Source organism: Pandoraea sp. B-6 (genome assembly GCF_000282835.1).
In the GTDB taxonomy this organism is placed as follows: domain Bacteria; phylum Pseudomonadota; class Gammaproteobacteria; order Burkholderiales; family Burkholderiaceae; genus Pandoraea; species Pandoraea cepalis.
Window position 1 is genome coordinate 45519 of sequence record NZ_KB290497.1, and the last position, 16061, is coordinate 61579.

The following is a 16061-nucleotide window of genomic DNA, read 5'->3' on the forward strand; positions in this document are numbered from 1 at the left end:
GACCGGGTTTCGACGAGGAAGGGCCCCGCCGGCCGCATGCAGGGGGCATGCGGCCGGAGCACGGGGGCGCCGCGATAAGGCGTCACCGCCCCGCTCGTCTGAGCGTCAGCGACACCACATCACACTTTGGCAACAAGGAGTTACGAAATGGCACAACTCGGTTTCATTGGTCTGGGCATCATGGGCGCGCCGATGGCGAAGCATCTGCAAAATGCCGGTCACAAGCTGTTCCTGTATGAGCGCCGCACGCCCCCGCAAGACCTGATCGACGGTCAGGCCACGGTTTGCACGTCGGCCAAGGAAGTCGCCAAGCGCGCCGACATCGTCTTCGTGATGGTGCCGGATACACCTGACGTGGGTGCCGTCCTGTTCGGTCAGGACGGTCTGGCCGAAGGCCTGTCGGCAGGCAAGATCGTCGTGGACATGAGCTCCATCTCGCCGATCGAAACGAAGGAATACGCCAAAAAGGTCAAGGCGCTGGGCTGCGAATACCTCGACGCCCCGGTCTCGGGCGGTGAAGTCGGCGCAAAAGGCGCCACGCTGTCGATCATGGTCGGCGGCTCGCAAGCGGCGTTCGACGATGTGAAGCCGTTCTTCGAACTGATGGGCAAGAACATCACGCTCGTGGGCGAGAGCGGTGCCGGCCAGACCTGCAAGGTCGCCAACCAGATTGTGGTCGCGCTGACGATCGAAGCCGTAGGTGAGGCTTTGCTGTTCGCGTCGAAGGCCGGTGCCGATCCCGCGAAGGTGCGTGAGGCGCTGATGGGCGGCTTCGCATCGTCGCGCATTCTCGAAGTGCACGGCGAGCGCATGGTCAAGCGCAACTTCGAACCGGGCTTCCGCATTGCCCTGCACCAGAAGGATCTGAATCTGGCGCTGCAGAGCGCCAAGGCCCTCGGCGTGTCGCTGCCGAACACGGCCACGTGCCAGGAGCTGTTCAACGCGTGTGCCGCAAACGGCGGCGCCGCGTGGGATCACTCGGGCATGGTGCGCGCGCTGGAAATGCTGGCTAACCATACCGTGGCGTAAAGCATTGACCGCGTAGGGAGCGTCAGGCCATCAGGGAGATGCGGTGGATGACGACGGGCGCCGGGCCGCAAGGTTCGGCGCCTTTTCGTTGAGGGTCGCTTTTTTATGCGCCGGCGCTTGGCTGGTTCAATACTCGTCAAACAAGCTCTGCATGCGCTCGCGCGGCACGCCCGCCTGCAACGCGAGCATCAGCAAGACACGCGCCTTGAACGGATGCAGGTTGCCTGCGCTCACGAAGCCATACTGATCGTCGGGTGCCGCGCCGTTGTGCATGACATGTCCGCTGCCCACCCGCGCGGCGCGCACGACCGTCACACCGCGCTGCACCGCTTCGGCCAGCGCCTGTTGCAGCAATGAATGCAGCGAGCCGTTGCCCGTGCCCGCCACCACGATGCCCTGCACGCCGGCTTCCACCAGGGCGTCGACGGCGATCCGCGACACCCCCGCATAACTCGAGACCACTTCGACAGCCGGCAACTCGCCCGACAGCCCGACGAACTCGCTTTCGACGGTGTGGTACTGCAACGCCGCACGTTGATACGCCACGCGCTCGTCCTGCACCCAGCCAAGCACGCCGATCTCCGGCGAGTGAAACGCATCGACCTTGTAGGTACTCGTCTTGATGACGTCGCGCGCGCAATGAATCTGGTTGTTGATGGCGACCATCACGCCGCGCCCGGCCGAAATCGGGTCGGTGGCCACGCGCACGGCGTTGAGCAGGTTGAGCGGGCCGTCAGCCGAGAGCGCCGTCGCGGGCCGCATCGCCGCGGTCAGCACCACCGGCTTGCGACTGTTGACCGTCAGATGCAGGTAGTACGCCGTTTCTTCAAGCGTATCGGTGCCATGGGTAATCACCGCACCGGCCACATCGGGCTGCGAGAGCAACGCATTCACGCGCGCGGCCAGCTTCTGCCAAAGCGCCACGCTCATGTCCTTGCTATCGATCTGCGCGACCTGCTCCGCGTGGATATGCGCAACGCTGCCCAGCGCCGGAACCGCCGCGAGCAAGTCCTGGACACCGAGCGCCCCGGCTTGATAAGCGGCGGTACGCGTGGCGTCGGACGCGCTGCCCGCGATCGTGCCACCCGTGGCGAGCAACGCAATGCGCGGCAGATCGCCCGATGACACCGTGTAGTGGGGAATCGGGTTGAATGAGGTCGAAGTCATGGCAGTAATTGTATCCAATACTGCCCGGCTTCCCAATCGCTGAAAATATGGAACCCGCCGCGTTGAACGGGATCGCGGCCGGGTCACGGCCGACGGGCAGCGGCGCGCCCGACAACGCGGGACGACATCAGGCAACGCCCGGCGCCGCTTGAGCAGGCCGCCCATGCGGCCCGGCGCGACGACGCATCAGGCCGCAAATTCAAGCGCTTCGCGCAGTTGCGTCGAGATGTCCTGCTCCTTGAGCGCCGGGGCGAGCATTTCGATGAAGCGGTAAGCATACGAGCGCAGAAACGCCCCGCGGCGAACGCCGATGCGCGTCGTGCTCGGCTCGAACGCGTTGTCGAGTTCCAGCACCACCAGATCCTGGTCCTTGCGCGGATCGACAGCCATCGCCGCCACGATCCCCACCCCCAATCCCAGCTCGACGTATGTCTTGATCACGTCCGTATCGAGCGCGGTGAGCACGATGTCCGGCACCAGACCCTGGTCCGAGAACGCCTTGTCCACGTGCGAGCGCCCCGTGAAGTCGCCGTCATAGGTGATGATTGGATAGTCGGCGATCTCCGCCAGCGTGACGCCCGCTCGCCCGACGAGCGGATGATCCTTCGGCACGACGGCGACGTGATGCCACGAATAGCACGGGAACGTGACGATATCGGGAAAGCGATCGAGCGCCTCGGTCGTGATGCCGATGTCGGCCTCGCCGTCGATCACCATCTGTGCAATCTGACGCGGGCTGCCCTGCCTCAACGCCAGTTGCACCTTTGGGAACACGCTCGTGAATTGCTTGATGACCTGCGGCAGCGCATAGCGCGCCTGCGTGTGGGTCGTCGCCAGCACGAGATGGCCGCTGTCCTGATCCGCGAACTGACGCGCCACACGGCGCAAGTTCTCGGCGTCGAGCAACATGCGCTCGATCAGTTGCAGCACGGCCTTGCCTGGCTCGGTCAGCCCCGTGAGCCGCTTGCCGCGACGCACGAAAACATCCACGCCCAGTTCGTCTTCGAGATCCTTGATCTGCTTGCTCACGCCCGACTGCGACGTGTACAGCGCACTGGCGGCTTCCGTCAGGTTGAGATTCTGCCGAACGGCTTCGCGCACGTAGCGCAATTGCTGAAAATTCATGAGGGGACTCCACCCTGTGGCTTGCCGGTTCATGACGTCTTGTTCATGACGTCTTGTTCGTAAGGTCCTGTACGTGACGTCGTGTTTGCTACGTCGTGTTTGCTACGTCGTGTTTGCTACGTCGTGTTTGCTACGTCGTGTTTGCTACGTCGTGTTTGCTACGTCGTGTTTGCTACGTCGTGTTTGCTACGTCGTGTTTGCTACGTCGTGTTTGCTACGTCGTGTTTGCTACGTCGTGTTTGCTACGTCGTGTTTGCTACGTCGTGTTTGCTACGTCGTGTTTGCTACGTCGTGTTTGCTACGTCGTGTTTGCTACGTCGTGTTTGCTACGTCGTGTTTGCTACGTCGTGTTTGCTACGTCGTGTTTGCTACGTCGTGTTTGCTACGTCGTGTTTGCTACGTCGTGTTTGCTACGTCGTGTTTGCTACGTCGTGTTTGCTACGTCGTGTTTGCTACGTCGTGTTTGCTACGTCGTGTTTGCTACGTCGTGTTTGCTACGTCGTGTTTGCTACGTCGTGTTTGCTACGTCGTGTTTGCTACGTCGTGTTTGCTACGTCGTGTTTGCTACGTCGTGTTTGCTACGTCGTGTTTGCTACGTCGTGTTTGCTACGTCGTGTTTGCTACGTCGTGTTTGCTACGTCGTGTTTGCTACGTCGTATTTGCTAGGCCTTGTTCGCTACGTCTTGTCCGGTCGTTGGTTAGATCGTCTGTCAGGTCGTTAGGCGTGGCGCCCCCAGGTCGCGTGGACTAGCGCCGTCGTTTTGTCGTGCGGCTCACGCCGGCGCGGCAAACACCCGCAACTGACGCGGCACCGCCCGCATCGGCGCACCACTTTGCGCGCCGAGCGCCTGCCAGCCAGCGCGAGTCAGTTCCGCTTCCCACACCGCCCCTCCCGGCGCGGCAAGTTCCACGCGCACGGTGCCGCCCAGCGGAATGGCGCGGCGCACGGCCACGTCGATCCCCGGCCCACCGTCGTGCGCCGGCAGCAGCGCAAGATCGTGCGGACGCACATACGCCATCACGCGACCGTCCGGCGGCGCAGCGGGCAAATCGTCCTTGTGCACCGTCACGCGAAACGCGCCGGCACCGGCACCGACATCGGCAATGAAGTCGTGCGTGCGCAACTCGCCCGGCAGCCGGTTCACGGCGCCGAGAAACTCATAGACGAACGGGCTGTGCGGCGTGTCGTACACGTCCTGTGGCGCGCCGATCTGTTCGACGCTGCCGCGATTCATCAGCACTATACGGTCGGCCACTTCGAGCGCCTCTTCCTGGTCGTGCGTGACGAAGATCGTGGTGATGTGCAGCTCGTCGTGCAGACGGCGAAGCCAGCTACGCAATTCCTTGCGCACCTTGGCATCAAGCGCCCCGAACGGTTCGTCGAGCAGCAGCACCTTCGGCTCGACGGCCAGTGCACGCGCCAACGCAATGCGCTGACGCTGACCGCCCGAGAGTTCCGCCGGATAGTGATCGGCCAGCCAGTCGAGTTGCACCAGGCCAAGCAGTTCATGCACCTTGGCGCGGATCTGCGCGTCCGTGAGCCGCTCGCCGCGCGACTTCACGCGCAGCCCGAACGCCACATTCTCGAACACGGTCATGTGACGGAAGAGCGCATAGTGCTGAAACACGAAGCCGACCTGACGCTCGCGCGTGCCGACCGTCGCCACGTCCTCGCCGTTGAGCACGACGCGACCGGCGTCGGCGAACTCCAGGCCCGCGACGATACGCAGCAGTGTGGTCTTGCCGCAGCCGGACGGCCCCAGCAGCGCGACCAGTTCGCCCGTCGGGAATTCCAGCGTGACGTCATCGAGCGCCGCAAAATCGCCGAAGCGTTTTGACACCCGTTGTACCTGAATGCTCATGGTCTTGCTCCTCGAATCAATATCGGCTCAGGCCGGCACGACGTCTTCGCGACGCGCTGCCTTGTCCTGCGCCAGCTTGCGCTCAGCCCACAGCTTCAGCGCCAGCGTGGCGAGCGCGAGCATCGCGAGAATCGACGCCGCCGCGAACGCGCCCACCGTGTGGTAGTCGTTGTATTCAATTTCCACGTGCAGCGGCAGCGTGTTCGTCTCGCCGCGAATATGGCCGGAGACGACCGACACGGCACCGAACTCGCCCATCGCCCGGGCATTGCAAAGGATCACGCCATACAGCAGGCCCCATTTGATTTTCGGCAGCGTCACGCGCGTGAATATCTGCCACCCGCTGGCCCCCAGCACGCGCGCCGCCTCCTCCTCTTCGCTGCCCTGCGCCTGCATGAGCGGGATCAATTCGCGCGCGACGAATGGGAACGTGACGAACACCGTCGCGAGTATCAGTCCAGGCAGCGCGAACACGACCTTCAGGTTGTGCGCGTCGAGAAAGTCCCACAGCGGCCCCTGACGACCGAAGATCAGCAGGAACGTGATGCCCGCGATCACCGGCGAGACCGAGAACGGCAAGTCGATGAGCGTCGTCAACACGCTCTTGCCCTTGAAGTCGAAACGCGCAATCGCCCACGACGCCGCCACGCCGAACACCAGGTTGAGCGGCACGGCGATGACGGCGATCAACAGCGTGAGACGAAGCGCTGACAGCGCGTCGTCGTTCGTCAACCCGTCCCAATACGCGGGGAAGCCTTTGCCCAGCGCGGTGACGAAGACCGACGCGAGCGGCAAGAGCAGAAACAAAGCGAAGAACAACAGCGCCACGGCAATGAGTGCGCCCTTGACGAACGCCGGCTCGTCGGTCGGATTGACCTGGCGGGCCTGGATCGGTTGCAGCAAGGCGCGCGACAGCGCAAGTGAATCGGACATAAGCGAGACGTTCTCTTGAATCAAGCGCCACTGGCGCGTCGGCCCGCATGGCGGCGGTGCAGCCACCATTGCAGGGTATTGATCAGCAGCAGCAACACGAACGAGATCACCAGCATCACCACAGCCAGTGCCGCGGCGCCCGCATAGTCGTACTGCTCGAGCTTGGTGACGATCAGCAGTGACGTGATTTCCGAGACCATCGGAATGTTGCCGGCAATGAAGATGACCGAGCCGTACTCCCCCACCGCGCGCGCAAACGCCAGCGCAAAACCGGTCAGTAGCGCAGGCAGCACCGCGGGGAGAATGACGTGACGCAGTGTCTGCCAACGTGTTGCGCCCAGACACGCGGCGGCCTCTTCCTGTTCGCGTTCAAATTCCTCGAGCACCGGCTGGAGCGTGCGCACAACGAACGGCAATCCGATAAATGTCAGCGCCACGAAGATGCCCAACGGCGTAAAGGCGATCTTGAGATCGAGCAGCGCGAACCAGCGTCCGATCCAGCCGTTCGGCGCGTAGATCGAGGCCAGCACGATCCCCGCGACCGACGTCGGCAAGGCAAATGGCAGGTCGATCAGCGCATCGACGAAACGCTTGCCGGGGAATGAGTAGCGCACGAGCACCCACGCCAGCACGACACCGAACACGGCGTTGAGCACGGCCGCCGTGAGCGACAGGCCGAACGTGAGGCGGTATGAGGCCAACACGCGCGGCGAACTCACGGCGGCGATAAAGCTCGCCCAATCGAGCGAGCCGGCCTTGATGAACACCATCAGCAGCGGCACCAGCACCACGAGGCTCAGATAGCCGACGGTGTAGCCCATCGTCAGGCCAAATCCTGGCAAGGCACTCGGCTTGCGCCAGAGCGGAAACAGTACGGTACTCACGCTTGCATCCCTTTGTCTTCTCGGGCCCCGGGGGTCACTTCTTCGTGTAGATCTGGTCGAAGATGCCACCGTCGGCAAAATGCTTGGCCTGCGTTTTCGTCCACCCACCCAGATCGGCGTCGACCGTGTAGAGCTTGAGCTTCGGATACTGCGAGGCATACTTCCTGGCGATGTCCGGCGAGCGTGGACGATAGAAGTGCTTCGCGGCGATCTCCTGCCCTTGCGGCGAATACAGCCATTGCAGATAGGCTTCAGCGGCTTTGCGGGTTCCGTGCCTGTCGACGTTCTTGTCGACCACGGCGACCGGCGGCTCCGTGAGAATCGACGACGACGGCACGACGATGTCGAACTTGTCCGGACCGAGATCCTTCACCGAGAGCAGCGCCTCGTTTTCCCAGGCGATCAGTACGTCGCCGATGCCGCGCTCGACGAAGGTCGTGGTGGCGCCTCGCGCGCCGGAATCGAGTACCCCCACGTTGCGGTAGAGCGCCGCGACAAAGGCCTGGGCGGTCTGCTCGTTGCCGCCTGGCTGCTTTAGCGCGTAAAGCCATGCAGCGAGGTAATTCCAGCGGGCGCCGGCCGACGTCTTCGGGTTCGGCGTGACCACGCTGATGCCCGGCCTGGTGAGGTCGTTCCAGTCCTTGATGTGTTTGGGGTTGCCCTTGCGCACGAGCAACACGATGGTCGACGTGTATGGCGTGGCGTTATCGGGCAGACGCTTCTGCCAATCTTTGTTCACGAGTCCGGCCTGCGCCAGTTCGTCGATGTCGGCGGAGATGCCGAGCGTCACGACGTCGGCCGGTGCGCCGTCGAGTACCGTACGGGCCTGCTTGCCCGAGCCGCCATGCGAGGCCTTGAGGGTCACCGTGTCGCCCGTGGTCTGCTTGTAGTGCGCCTCGAATGCCTTGTTGTAGTCGGCATATAGCTCGCGCGTCGGGTCATACGACACGTTGAGCAGCGAAAAACTCGCGGCGCGCGCCTGAAGCGACAGGCCGGCAGTCAGTGCCAGCCCTCCCAGTGCGATTGCCAGCGCCCTGGCTTTTCCCCCCCGTATCACTTGACCCATGACTTGCGCTCCCTCGTGTTCTTTCGTGTGTAGGAGGCCAGTCTATGGGGACAGCTAAATACTTAAAAATAATATTTATACGATTGTTTATATCAAATCATGGATTAGCCCGCTCATACCGACGCCGGTTTGATCCCGCGGGGGTCCCACGACGCGGGCGTGGGACAGACACATCCTGCAGGCGACGAAGTTTTCCCTTGCGTTTTTACAAACACTGTACAAAAATACAGCCACCTGTGCTTCCATACAGTGATGCCATGATCAAACTTACTGCTCGTCAACAGCAGGTCTACGAACTGGTCCGACAAGCGATCGAGCGCACCGGCTTTCCGCCGACGCGCGCCGAGATCGCCGCCGAACTCGGCTTCTCTTCCGCCAACGCCGCGGAGGAGCACCTGCGGGCGCTGGCGCGCAAAGGGGTGATCGAACTGGCCGCAGGCCAATCGCGCGGCATCCGCCTCAAGCGGCTCGACGAAGCGGGCGGCATGCATCAGTTCACCTTGCCGCATATGGGCCTGATGCAACTGTCGCTGCCGCTCGTCGGGCGCGTTGCCGCAGGTAGCCCGATCCTGGCGCAGGAACATATCGAACGCAACTTTCAGTGCGACCCGAACATGTTCGCGCGCCAGCCCGATTACCTGTTGAAGGTGCGCGGTATGTCCATGCGAGACGCGGGCATTCTCGACGGCGATCTGTTGGCGGTACAGAAAGCCGCCGACGCGCGAGAGGGCCAGATTGTCGTGGCACGCATTGGCGACGATGTGACCGTCAAACGTTTTCACCGTGTGCCCGGCGGCGTCGAGTTGATCGCCGAAAACCCCGACTTCGAGAACATCGATGTCAATGAAGGCAGCGGTGACTTTGCGCTGGAAGGGATTGCGGTCGGCCTGATCCGCAACAACGACCTCTAGACGCAGACCTGGGTACTGCGCCGCGTCTCGATCACGCAGCAGCCCACTCACTGAAGTTTCGCATTTCCGACTGCGCCGGGCTGGGTCCGGCGCCCGTGCCCTGCTGCGCCCGCGATTTGTGAAGGTCGTGGCAGGACGCGCCCCTCAGACCCACATTGGAGGAAGGATCGCATCATGGCTCGACTCTTTGGTTTGCTGCGTACGTCTTTTGGTCAACCGCGCGTCCGCGTGCCGTCGCAGGCGCGTCTGTCTGCGGTGTACGGGCTGTCGGCCCTGTCCGGCCCGTTTGCCGCCGCCCCGGCCATCGCACGCTCGTACACCGTGCCTGCGCGCTCGCGCTCCACGGCCCTGCCCCGTACACTCGCCGCTGCCATGGCGTCGGCCTCGCGTCGCGCGTGCCCGACCGGAAAAGCGGTCAAGGCGTCGCGCAGCGTGCGAGACGTTCAGCAACGCGACACGCAAGGTGGGCACGAGGTGCGCGTGTATCGCGACATGTCGCACATCGTGATGGTCGGCAGCATCGCCGACATCTGCCGCAAACTCGATCTGGCCGTTGGCGATCAGTTCTGTCAGGCTGCGGTATAAGCCCTCGGGCCACCGCGACCCTCCATGGCGCGACGGACTTATCGCCCGAGTTCGCGCAGTGGATGGTCCGCGCCATGCCGATCGCCATCGAAGAATCGCGCGATGTCGGCGGGCGTGACCGCTTCGATGCTGCCGTGCTGCCAGCGCGGCGCATGATCCTTGTCGACGACCATTGCGCGAATGCCTTCAACACCCTCCGCCCCGGTACGGCCGTCGAGATTGAAGACACAGCGCATCATCAGCCACTCGTCGCGCAACTCGTCCGCGAGTGACAGCTTGCGTGCGCGGCGCACCTGTTCCAGCGTGACGCAAACCATCAGCGGCGAGCGCTTGGCACGCAACAGATCTTCCGTCTCTTGCGCCCAGCCGGAGAACTCGCAGCGGGCTTCCCGCTTGAGCGACGCCAGGATGGCCGGCAGATCCGGCAGGCCGAAGTGATGGTCGATCACGTCGCGCAGCGGCGCAAGCTTGCCCGGGGCCAGTCCGGCAGGCGGCACGCTTTGCCGGGCGAACGCGCGCGCCGCGTCGAGTACCGCATCACTGTCCGGCCAATCGCCGCTCGCCAGCCGTTCACAGAGCACCGGTAATTCGGTACGCGGCACCACGGCGTCGGCCAGACCGATTTCGCATGCGTCAACGGCACCGAACACCACGCCCGTCGTGCCAAGGTACTCGCCAAGATGACCGGCAAGATTCGCGAGAAAGTGCCCGCCGCCCACATCGGGAAACAGTCCGATGGCCGTCTCGGGCATTGCCATGCGCGTGGCTTCCGTGACCAGGCGCAACGCCGCCCCCTGCGAGACGCCCATGCCGCCGCCCATCACCACGCCGTCCATCAGCGCGATATAGGGCTTCGGGTAGGTGGCGATCGTGTAGTTCAGCGTGTACTCGTCCGTGAAGAAATCCATGATATCGGTGCGCCTCGCGCTCACCGCCTCGTGGAAATAGCGAATGTCGCCGCCCGCGCACAAACCCTTCTCCCCCTCGCCCCGCAGGACGACGGCGAGCACGCGCGGATCGTCGCGCCATGCATCGAGGGTCGAGGCCATCGCACGAATCATGTCGTGCGAGAGCGCATTGAGCGCCTTCGGGCGGGTCAGGGTGATAAAGCCGATGCGGCCGCGGATGTCGGTACTCACAAAGTCGGTCATGTCTGGCAATGGCTTCAGTGACGTCAACGAAAGGGATAACAAAAAAGCCGGTGCGAGGCACCGGCTTTCTTTCCAACAGACTGGCATCGGCGCGTAGCAGAAGTTTCTCCGCTACGCCACGACACCCTCGCCGGCTTTACTTCTCTTCACGCGATGCGCGCTTGCGCTCGTGTTCCTTGAGGTAGCGCTTGCGCAGGCGAATCGTCTGCGGCGTGACTTCGACCAGTTCGTCGTCGTCGATGAATTCCACGGCGTACTCGAGGCTCATCGAGATCGGCGGCACCAGGCGCACGGCTTCGTCGGTGCCCGACGCGCGCACGTTCGTGAGCTGCTTCCCCTTGATCGGGTTGACCACGAGGTCGTTGTCACGGCTATGGATACCGATGATCATGCCTTCGTACAGGGCGTCACCCGGCGACACGAACATGCGGCCGCGATCTTGCAGCTTCCACAGCGCGTAGGCCACGGCAGCGCCGTCGTCCTGCGAGATCAGAACGCCATTGCGACGCTCGCCCAGCGTGCCATCCTTGAGCGGTGCGTAAGCATCGAAAATGTGGCTCATCAGGCCCGTGCCGCGGGTCATCGACAGGAAGTCGCCCTGGAAGCCGATCAAGCCACGGGCCGGAATGCGGTATTCAAGACGCGTACGGCCGCGACCGTCCGACACCATGTCCAGCATTTCGCCCTTGCGGCGGCCGATTTCTTCCATGACCGCGCCCTGGTGATCGTCTTCCAGGTCGATGGTCAGCATTTCGTACGGCTCATGCTTCACGCCGTCGATTTCCTTGAGCACCACGCGCGGACGCGACACGGCCAGTTCGTAGCCTTCGCGACGCATGTTCTCGATGAGAATCGTCAGGTGCAGTTCGCCACGGCCGGACACTTCGAAGACGGAATCTTCGGCGGTGTCTTTCACGCGCAGCGCTACGTTGTGATTGAGTTCCTTGTGCAGACGGTCGCGAATTTGACGGCTCGTCACGAACTTGCCTTCACGGCCGGCCAGCGGCGACGTGTTCACGCAGAAGTTCATGGTCAGCGTCGGCTCGTCTACCGTCAGCAGCGGCAAGGCTTCCGGCGTGTCGACGTCGCAAATCGTTGCGCCGATACCCACGTCTTCAATCCCGTTGATCAGCACGATGTCGCCGGCTTCCGCGCCGTCCGACATCACACGCTCCAGACCGCGGAACGTCAGCACCTGATTGATCTTGCGCTTGAGCACTTCGCCTTCCGGACCAAAGCGCATCACCACTTGCTGACCCGGCTTGATGCGACCGCGCGTAATACGGCCAATACCGATACGGCCAACGAACGTCGAGTAGTCGAGCGAGCTGATCTGCAGTTGCAGCGGGGCGTCGACATCGGCTTCGCGGACCGGCACGTGTTCGAGAATCGCGTCGAACAGCGGGCGCATCGTGCCTTCGCGCACATCGGAGTCGAGGCTCGCGAAACCGTTCAGGGCCGACGCGTAGACGACCGGGAAGTCGAGCTGCTCGTCGGTGGCACCCAGCTTGTCCATCAGGTCGAACGTCTGGTTGATCACCCAATCCGGACGCGCGCCCGGACGGTCGATCTTGTTGACCACGACGATCGGCTTCAGACCGAGGCCGAGGGCCTTGCGGGTCACGAAGCGCGTTTGCGGCATCGGGCCTTCGACGGCGTCGACGAGCAACAGCACACTGTCGACCATCGAAAGCACACGCTCCACTTCACCGCCGAAGTCCGCGTGTCCCGGCGTGTCGACGATGTTGATGTGCGTGCCTTCGTATTCGACGGCGCAGTTTTTGGCGAGGATCGTGATGCCGCGCTCTTTTTCAATGTCGTTCGAGTCCATCACGCGTTCAGCAACTTGCTGGTTTTCGCGGAAGGTGCCCGACTGGCGCAGCAGTTGGTCGACGAGCGTGGTTTTGCCGTGGTCGACGTGCGCGATGATGGCGATATTACGGAGAGCGCGGGTCATGAAGAGGTGCTCGAAAAAAGCCTTTGGAGAATCCGCGATTCTACCACTTGCGCGTGTCTTACGTCATGGTCTTTCTGCAATGCAGCAACGGCCCCTGCGCGGGAACGTCGACGGCGTCGCATTCATCGAGATGCCACTCCCCTGCCATACCCCCTCGCCCCCCGCCACACATCCATTTAGAACGTTAGCTCCAATTTTGGTCGAAATATTTGCCTAGTCAACTATTGCATGGCCTTGAAATTTATTAAGTAACCGCTATAATCGTGACAAGTCAACTATTGCAGCAGCACGAAAATGATCGATCCGTCCGCTGCCTCTTCCGATGCCGCGCCGACGTCGCCGCCGGATGCCCCCCAGAGCGATCCTCCGCGCTGCGCCTACGACATCGACAACTCGCTGGGGTATCTTGTCTCCCGCGTGCGCCAGTTGATCCTGGCAGAGCTGACCAACGAAACGTCGCAATACGGCTTGACGAGCACCCAGGCGACCATGCTTTACAAGGTGGCCACGGGCAAGAGCAAGACGGCGGCCGATCTGGCTCGCGACTACTGTATCGACGCGAGTGCGGTGACGCGTCTTCTCGACCGGCTTGAAGCGCAAGGCTTGCTCGTGCGCGAGCGCAGCAAGATGGATCGCCGCACGGTGAACCTGAGTGCGACCGAAGCCGGATACGCCATGGCCGACCGGATGCCGGACATCTTCGTGCGTGCCGCCGATCATCTGATGCGCGGGTTCTCCGTAGAGGAAGTGGGTTTCCTGAAGAGCCTGCTGCGCCGCGTGATCGCCAACGGCGAAACCGGATGACAACGACGGCCCCCAGATTCCCCCAAAAAAGCATGTCGAGTCCACTACTCCTGGTACTCGCCATCACCCGGTTTCCGATTATTGTCGGTGCCTAACGTCACTCGTAAAGGCTTTGCGATGAAAGTGGCCTCACCGTTCCTCCCGCATCTGCGGGCCCGCTCCATCATTTCCGCCGTCTGTCTGGCGGCGATGACACTGGGGTTTGCCGGTTGCGCGAATTTTGCCGGCATCCACAGCGACAAGCAGATCAGTACCCCCGATCAGTATCAGACCCAGCGCAGCCTGCCCGCCGAGGGCGGCCAGTGGCCCGGCACGGATTGGGCACAGCGGTTCGGCGATCCGCAACTCGTCTCGCTGATCGACGAAGCGCTCGCCGGCAACCCCGATCTGGCCATGGCGGTCGCTCGTCTGAAGGGTGCGCAGGCGCAGACCGAAGGCGCCGCGGCCGCGCTGCTTCCGGCAGTCAATGCCTCGGGCAGCATCTATCGCGAGAAATTCACCGAAAACACGATCTACCCGCCGGGCTATGGTGGCACGTGGTTCACGCAGGGCGACTTGACGGCCTCGTTGTCGTGGGAACTCGACCTGTGGGGCAAGAACCGCTCGGCACGGGCACAAGCCACGTCGGCCGAACGCGCCGAAGAAGCCGAAGACCAGGAAGTGCGACTGGCGCTGGCCACCGCCGTGGCGCGTTCGTATAACCAGCTCGCCCAGCAATATGCACAGCATGACGTGCTCGATCGCATCGGCAAGCAACGCCAGCGCCTCGGGCAACTGACGTCAGACCGTGTGCGGGCCGGTCTCGACACGCAAGTCGAGCAGAAGCAGGCCGAGAGCAACACCGCCGACATTCAGACGCAAATCGCCCAACTCGACGGCCAGATCCTGCTCACCCGCCATCAACTTGGCGTGTTGCTCGGCAAGGGGCCGGATCGCGGTCTGGCCATTGCGCGTCCGACGCTCGCGCAACTGGCGACACCCGCCCTGCCCGACAACCTGCCGCTCACGCTGCTCGGCCGTCGCCCCGATATCGTCTCGGCCCGCTGGGGCGTGGAAGCGCAGCTCAAGGGGATCGACGTCGCGAAGGCTCGCTTCTATCCGGACGTGAACCTGAACGCCGCCTTTGGCTTTTCCACCTTCGGACTGGGCAAGCTGATCGATCCGACCAGCCAGAACATCCAGTACGGTCCGGTCATTTCGCTGCCGATCTTCGATGGCGGGCGCCTGCGCGCCAACTTGAAGGGGCAGTACGCGGCCTATGAAAGCGCGGTGGCGAACTACGACTCGACGCTGAACAAGGCGCTCGGCGACATCGCGGATCGAATGTCGTCGATCCGCTCGGCGGACAAGCAAATGGTCTCGCAACGTGTGGCGCAAGACGCCGCGCAACGCGCCTACGACCTGGCCATCGACCGTTACAAGGCCGGTCTCACGCCGCAGTTGACCGTGCTCGCCGCCGAGTCGTCGCTGCTGGCGCAGGAACAGGCGCGCGTGAATATCGAAAGTGCGCGCCGCGACCAGCAGATCGGCTTGATCAAGGCGCTCGGCGGTGGCTTCGACGCCCAGGCGGCGGGTCTCGTCGTGGGGCAGGAACGCCCCGCCAAGGCCGAAGGCGACGCGGTGCAGACGCACTGAGCGGGCGCCGCACATCACACAGAACAGACAAGACAACGTCAAAGCACATTAAGAGATTAGTACGGAGCGAATGATGAGCGAGAACCAACAACAAACGCCTGCCCAGCCGGCTCAGGCCAATGGCAAGCGCCGCCGCATGATGCTGACGCTAACGGCCGTGATCGCGATCGCGGCCATCGCCTACGGCGCCTATTACGGGCTGTATGCGCGCTTCTATGAAGACACCGACGACGCTTATGTCGCGGGCAATGTGGTGCAAATCACCCCGCAGGTGCCGGGGACCGTGACCGGCGTGAAGGTCGACGACACGCAAATGGTCAAGGCAGGCCAGCCGCTGGTCACGCTCGACCCGACCGATGCCCGCGTCGCCCTGCTGCAAGCCGAGGCCAATCTGGCGCAAACCGTGCGTCAGGTGCGCACGTACTTCGTGAACAACGACGCCTTTGCCGCCACCGTGGCCATGCGCGAATCCGAATTGGCCAAGACGCAGGCCGACGTGAAGCGCCGTGAAATGGCGATTGCGACGGGTGCCGTGTCGCGCGAAGAACTCGCCCACGCCCAGGACGCCGTGAAGACCGCACAGGCGTCACTCGAGCAAGCCCGCGCGCAGTGGGTGTCGAACCGGGCGCTGACGGACAAGACGTCGGTGACCACCCATCCGAACGTGCAGCAAGCCGCCGCCAAGGTACGCGCCGCGTATCTCGACTACGCCCGCACGTCGATCCCGGCGCCGGTCGACGGCTACGTGGCCAAGCGTTCCGTGCAAGTGGGTCAGCGCGTGGCGACGGGCGCGCCGCTCATGGCGCTGGTGCCGCTCAATCAAGTCTGGGTCGATGCCAACTTCAAGGAAGTGCAGATCGCGCATATGCGCGTCGGCCAACCGGTGACGCTCACGGCGGACGTGTACGGCTCGTCGGGGGAATACAAGGGCCCCGTGGCGGGCTTCTCGGCA

The 16061-nt window shown here is 63.2% G+C and carries 14 protein-coding genes; 6 read left to right on the top strand and 8 right to left on the bottom strand.

Features of this window, described 5'->3' with window-relative positions:
- Positions 1-126 precede the first annotated feature (126 nt).
- On the top strand, positions 127-1029 hold the full coding sequence (gene glxR / locus A985_RS0104925; RefSeq protein WP_255349092.1) for a 2-hydroxy-3-oxopropionate reductase: 903 nt from the start codon (positions 127-129) through the stop codon (positions 1027-1029).
- Positions 1030-1155: 126 nt separating this feature from the next.
- Here glxR and A985_RS0104930 read toward each other — a convergent pair whose 3' ends face one another.
- The 6 genes from A985_RS0104930 to A985_RS0104955 all read right to left on the bottom strand — a co-directional run bounded on the left by A985_RS0104930 (position 1156) and on the right by A985_RS0104955 (position 8066).
- Positions 1156-2196, bottom strand: a complete 1041-nt coding sequence (locus A985_RS0104930) for an asparaginase (protein WP_017232295.1) — start codon at positions 2194-2196, stop codon at positions 1156-1158.
- A gap of 186 nt (positions 2197-2382) precedes the next feature.
- Positions 2383-3321, bottom strand: coding sequence for a CysB family HTH-type transcriptional regulator (locus A985_RS0104935; protein WP_017232296.1), 939 nt, complete (start codon positions 3319-3321; stop codon positions 2383-2385).
- A 773-nt stretch (positions 3322-4094) separates the two neighbouring features.
- Complete coding sequence (locus tag A985_RS0104940; RefSeq protein WP_017232297.1) at positions 4095-5183, bottom strand: sulfate/molybdate ABC transporter ATP-binding protein; 1089 nt, start codon at positions 5181-5183, stop codon at positions 4095-4097.
- 27 nt (positions 5184-5210) lie between these two features.
- Entirely contained in the window at positions 5211-6116 is a 906-nt protein-coding gene (gene cysW, locus A985_RS24295) for a sulfate ABC transporter permease subunit CysW (protein WP_157211355.1), read from the bottom strand.
- A gap of 20 nt (positions 6117-6136) precedes the next feature.
- Positions 6137-6937, bottom strand: a complete 801-nt coding sequence (gene cysT, locus A985_RS0104950; RefSeq protein ID WP_017232299.1) for a sulfate ABC transporter permease subunit CysT — start codon at positions 6935-6937, stop codon at positions 6137-6139.
- A 97-nt stretch (positions 6938-7034) separates the two neighbouring features.
- A complete protein-coding gene (locus A985_RS0104955) occupies positions 7035-8066 on the bottom strand; it encodes a sulfate ABC transporter substrate-binding protein (RefSeq protein WP_017232300.1) in 1032 nt (343 codons plus the stop codon).
- 257 nt (positions 8067-8323) lie between these two features.
- Between A985_RS0104955 and lexA the strand changes: the two genes are divergently transcribed.
- Entirely contained in the window at positions 8324-8977 is a 654-nt protein-coding gene (gene lexA / locus A985_RS0104960) for a transcriptional repressor LexA (RefSeq protein WP_017232301.1), read from the top strand.
- A gap of 174 nt (positions 8978-9151) precedes the next feature.
- The gene (locus A985_RS0104965; RefSeq protein WP_017232302.1) at positions 9152-9562 is read left to right on the top strand and encodes a hypothetical protein; all 411 of its coding nucleotides are present in this window, start codon (positions 9152-9154) and stop codon (positions 9560-9562) included.
- A gap of 38 nt (positions 9563-9600) precedes the next feature.
- Here A985_RS0104965 and A985_RS0104970 read toward each other — a convergent pair whose 3' ends face one another.
- Both A985_RS0104970 and typA read right to left on the bottom strand, forming a co-directional pair.
- A complete protein-coding gene (locus A985_RS0104970; protein WP_017232303.1) occupies positions 9601-10713 on the bottom strand; it encodes an enoyl-CoA hydratase/isomerase family protein in 1113 nt (370 codons plus the stop codon).
- Between the two features lie 136 nt (positions 10714-10849).
- Complete coding sequence (gene typA, locus A985_RS0104975) at positions 10850-12670, bottom strand: translational GTPase TypA (RefSeq protein WP_017232304.1); 1821 nt, start codon at positions 12668-12670, stop codon at positions 10850-10852.
- A gap of 294 nt (positions 12671-12964) precedes the next feature.
- Between typA and A985_RS0104980 the strand changes: the two genes are divergently transcribed.
- The 3 genes from A985_RS0104980 to A985_RS24300 all read left to right on the top strand — a co-directional run.
- A complete protein-coding gene (locus A985_RS0104980) occupies positions 12965-13474 on the top strand; it encodes a MarR family winged helix-turn-helix transcriptional regulator (RefSeq protein ID WP_017232305.1) in 510 nt (169 codons plus the stop codon).
- A 117-nt stretch (positions 13475-13591) separates the two neighbouring features.
- Positions 13592-15109 (top strand): efflux transporter outer membrane subunit, encoded by a 1518-nt coding sequence (locus A985_RS0104985; RefSeq protein WP_017232306.1) that lies wholly within the window; start codon positions 13592-13594, stop codon positions 15107-15109.
- 73 nt (positions 15110-15182) lie between these two features.
- A partial coding sequence (locus tag A985_RS24300) for an HlyD family efflux transporter periplasmic adaptor subunit (protein ID WP_232424522.1) occupies positions 15183-16061 on the top strand: 879 nt, incomplete at its 3' end.

What these genes read in the sequence shown, in the direction of transcription:
- A985_RS0104930 (WP_017232295.1), bottom strand. Translation starts at nt 2,196, where the DNA reads ATGACTTCGACCTCATTCAACCCGATTCCCCACTACACGGTGTCATCG.
- A985_RS0104935 (WP_017232296.1), bottom strand. Translation starts at nt 3,321, where the DNA reads ATGAATTTTCAGCAATTGCGCTACGTGCGCGAAGCCGTTCGGCAGAAT.
- A985_RS0104940 (WP_017232297.1), bottom strand. Translation starts at nt 5,183, where the DNA reads ATGAGCATTCAGGTACAACGGGTGTCAAAACGCTTCGGCGATTTTGCG.
- cysW (WP_157211355.1), bottom strand. Translation starts at nt 6,116, where the DNA reads ATGTCCGATTCACTTGCGCTGTCGCGCGCCTTGCTGCAACCGATCCAG.
- cysT (WP_017232299.1), bottom strand. Translation starts at nt 6,937, where the DNA reads ATGGGCTACACCGTCGGCTATCTGAGCCTCGTGGTGCTGGTGCCGCTG.
- A985_RS0104955 (WP_017232300.1), bottom strand. Translation starts at nt 8,066, where the DNA reads ATGGGTCAAGTGATACGGGGGGGAAAAGCCAGGGCGCTGGCAATCGCA.
- lexA (WP_017232301.1), top strand. Translation starts at nt 8,324, where the DNA reads ATGATCAAACTTACTGCTCGTCAACAGCAGGTCTACGAACTGGTCCGA.
- A985_RS0104965 (WP_017232302.1), top strand. Translation starts at nt 9,152, where the DNA reads ATGGCTCGACTCTTTGGTTTGCTGCGTACGTCTTTTGGTCAACCGCGC.
- A985_RS0104970 (WP_017232303.1), bottom strand. Translation starts at nt 10,713, where the DNA reads ATGACCGACTTTGTGAGTACCGACATCCGCGGCCGCATCGGCTTTATC.
- typA (WP_017232304.1), bottom strand. Translation starts at nt 12,670, where the DNA reads ATGACCCGCGCTCTCCGTAATATCGCCATCATCGCGCACGTCGACCAC.
- A985_RS0104980 (WP_017232305.1), top strand. Translation starts at nt 12,965, where the DNA reads ATGATCGATCCGTCCGCTGCCTCTTCCGATGCCGCGCCGACGTCGCCG.
- A985_RS0104985 (WP_017232306.1), top strand. Translation starts at nt 13,592, where the DNA reads ATGAAAGTGGCCTCACCGTTCCTCCCGCATCTGCGGGCCCGCTCCATC.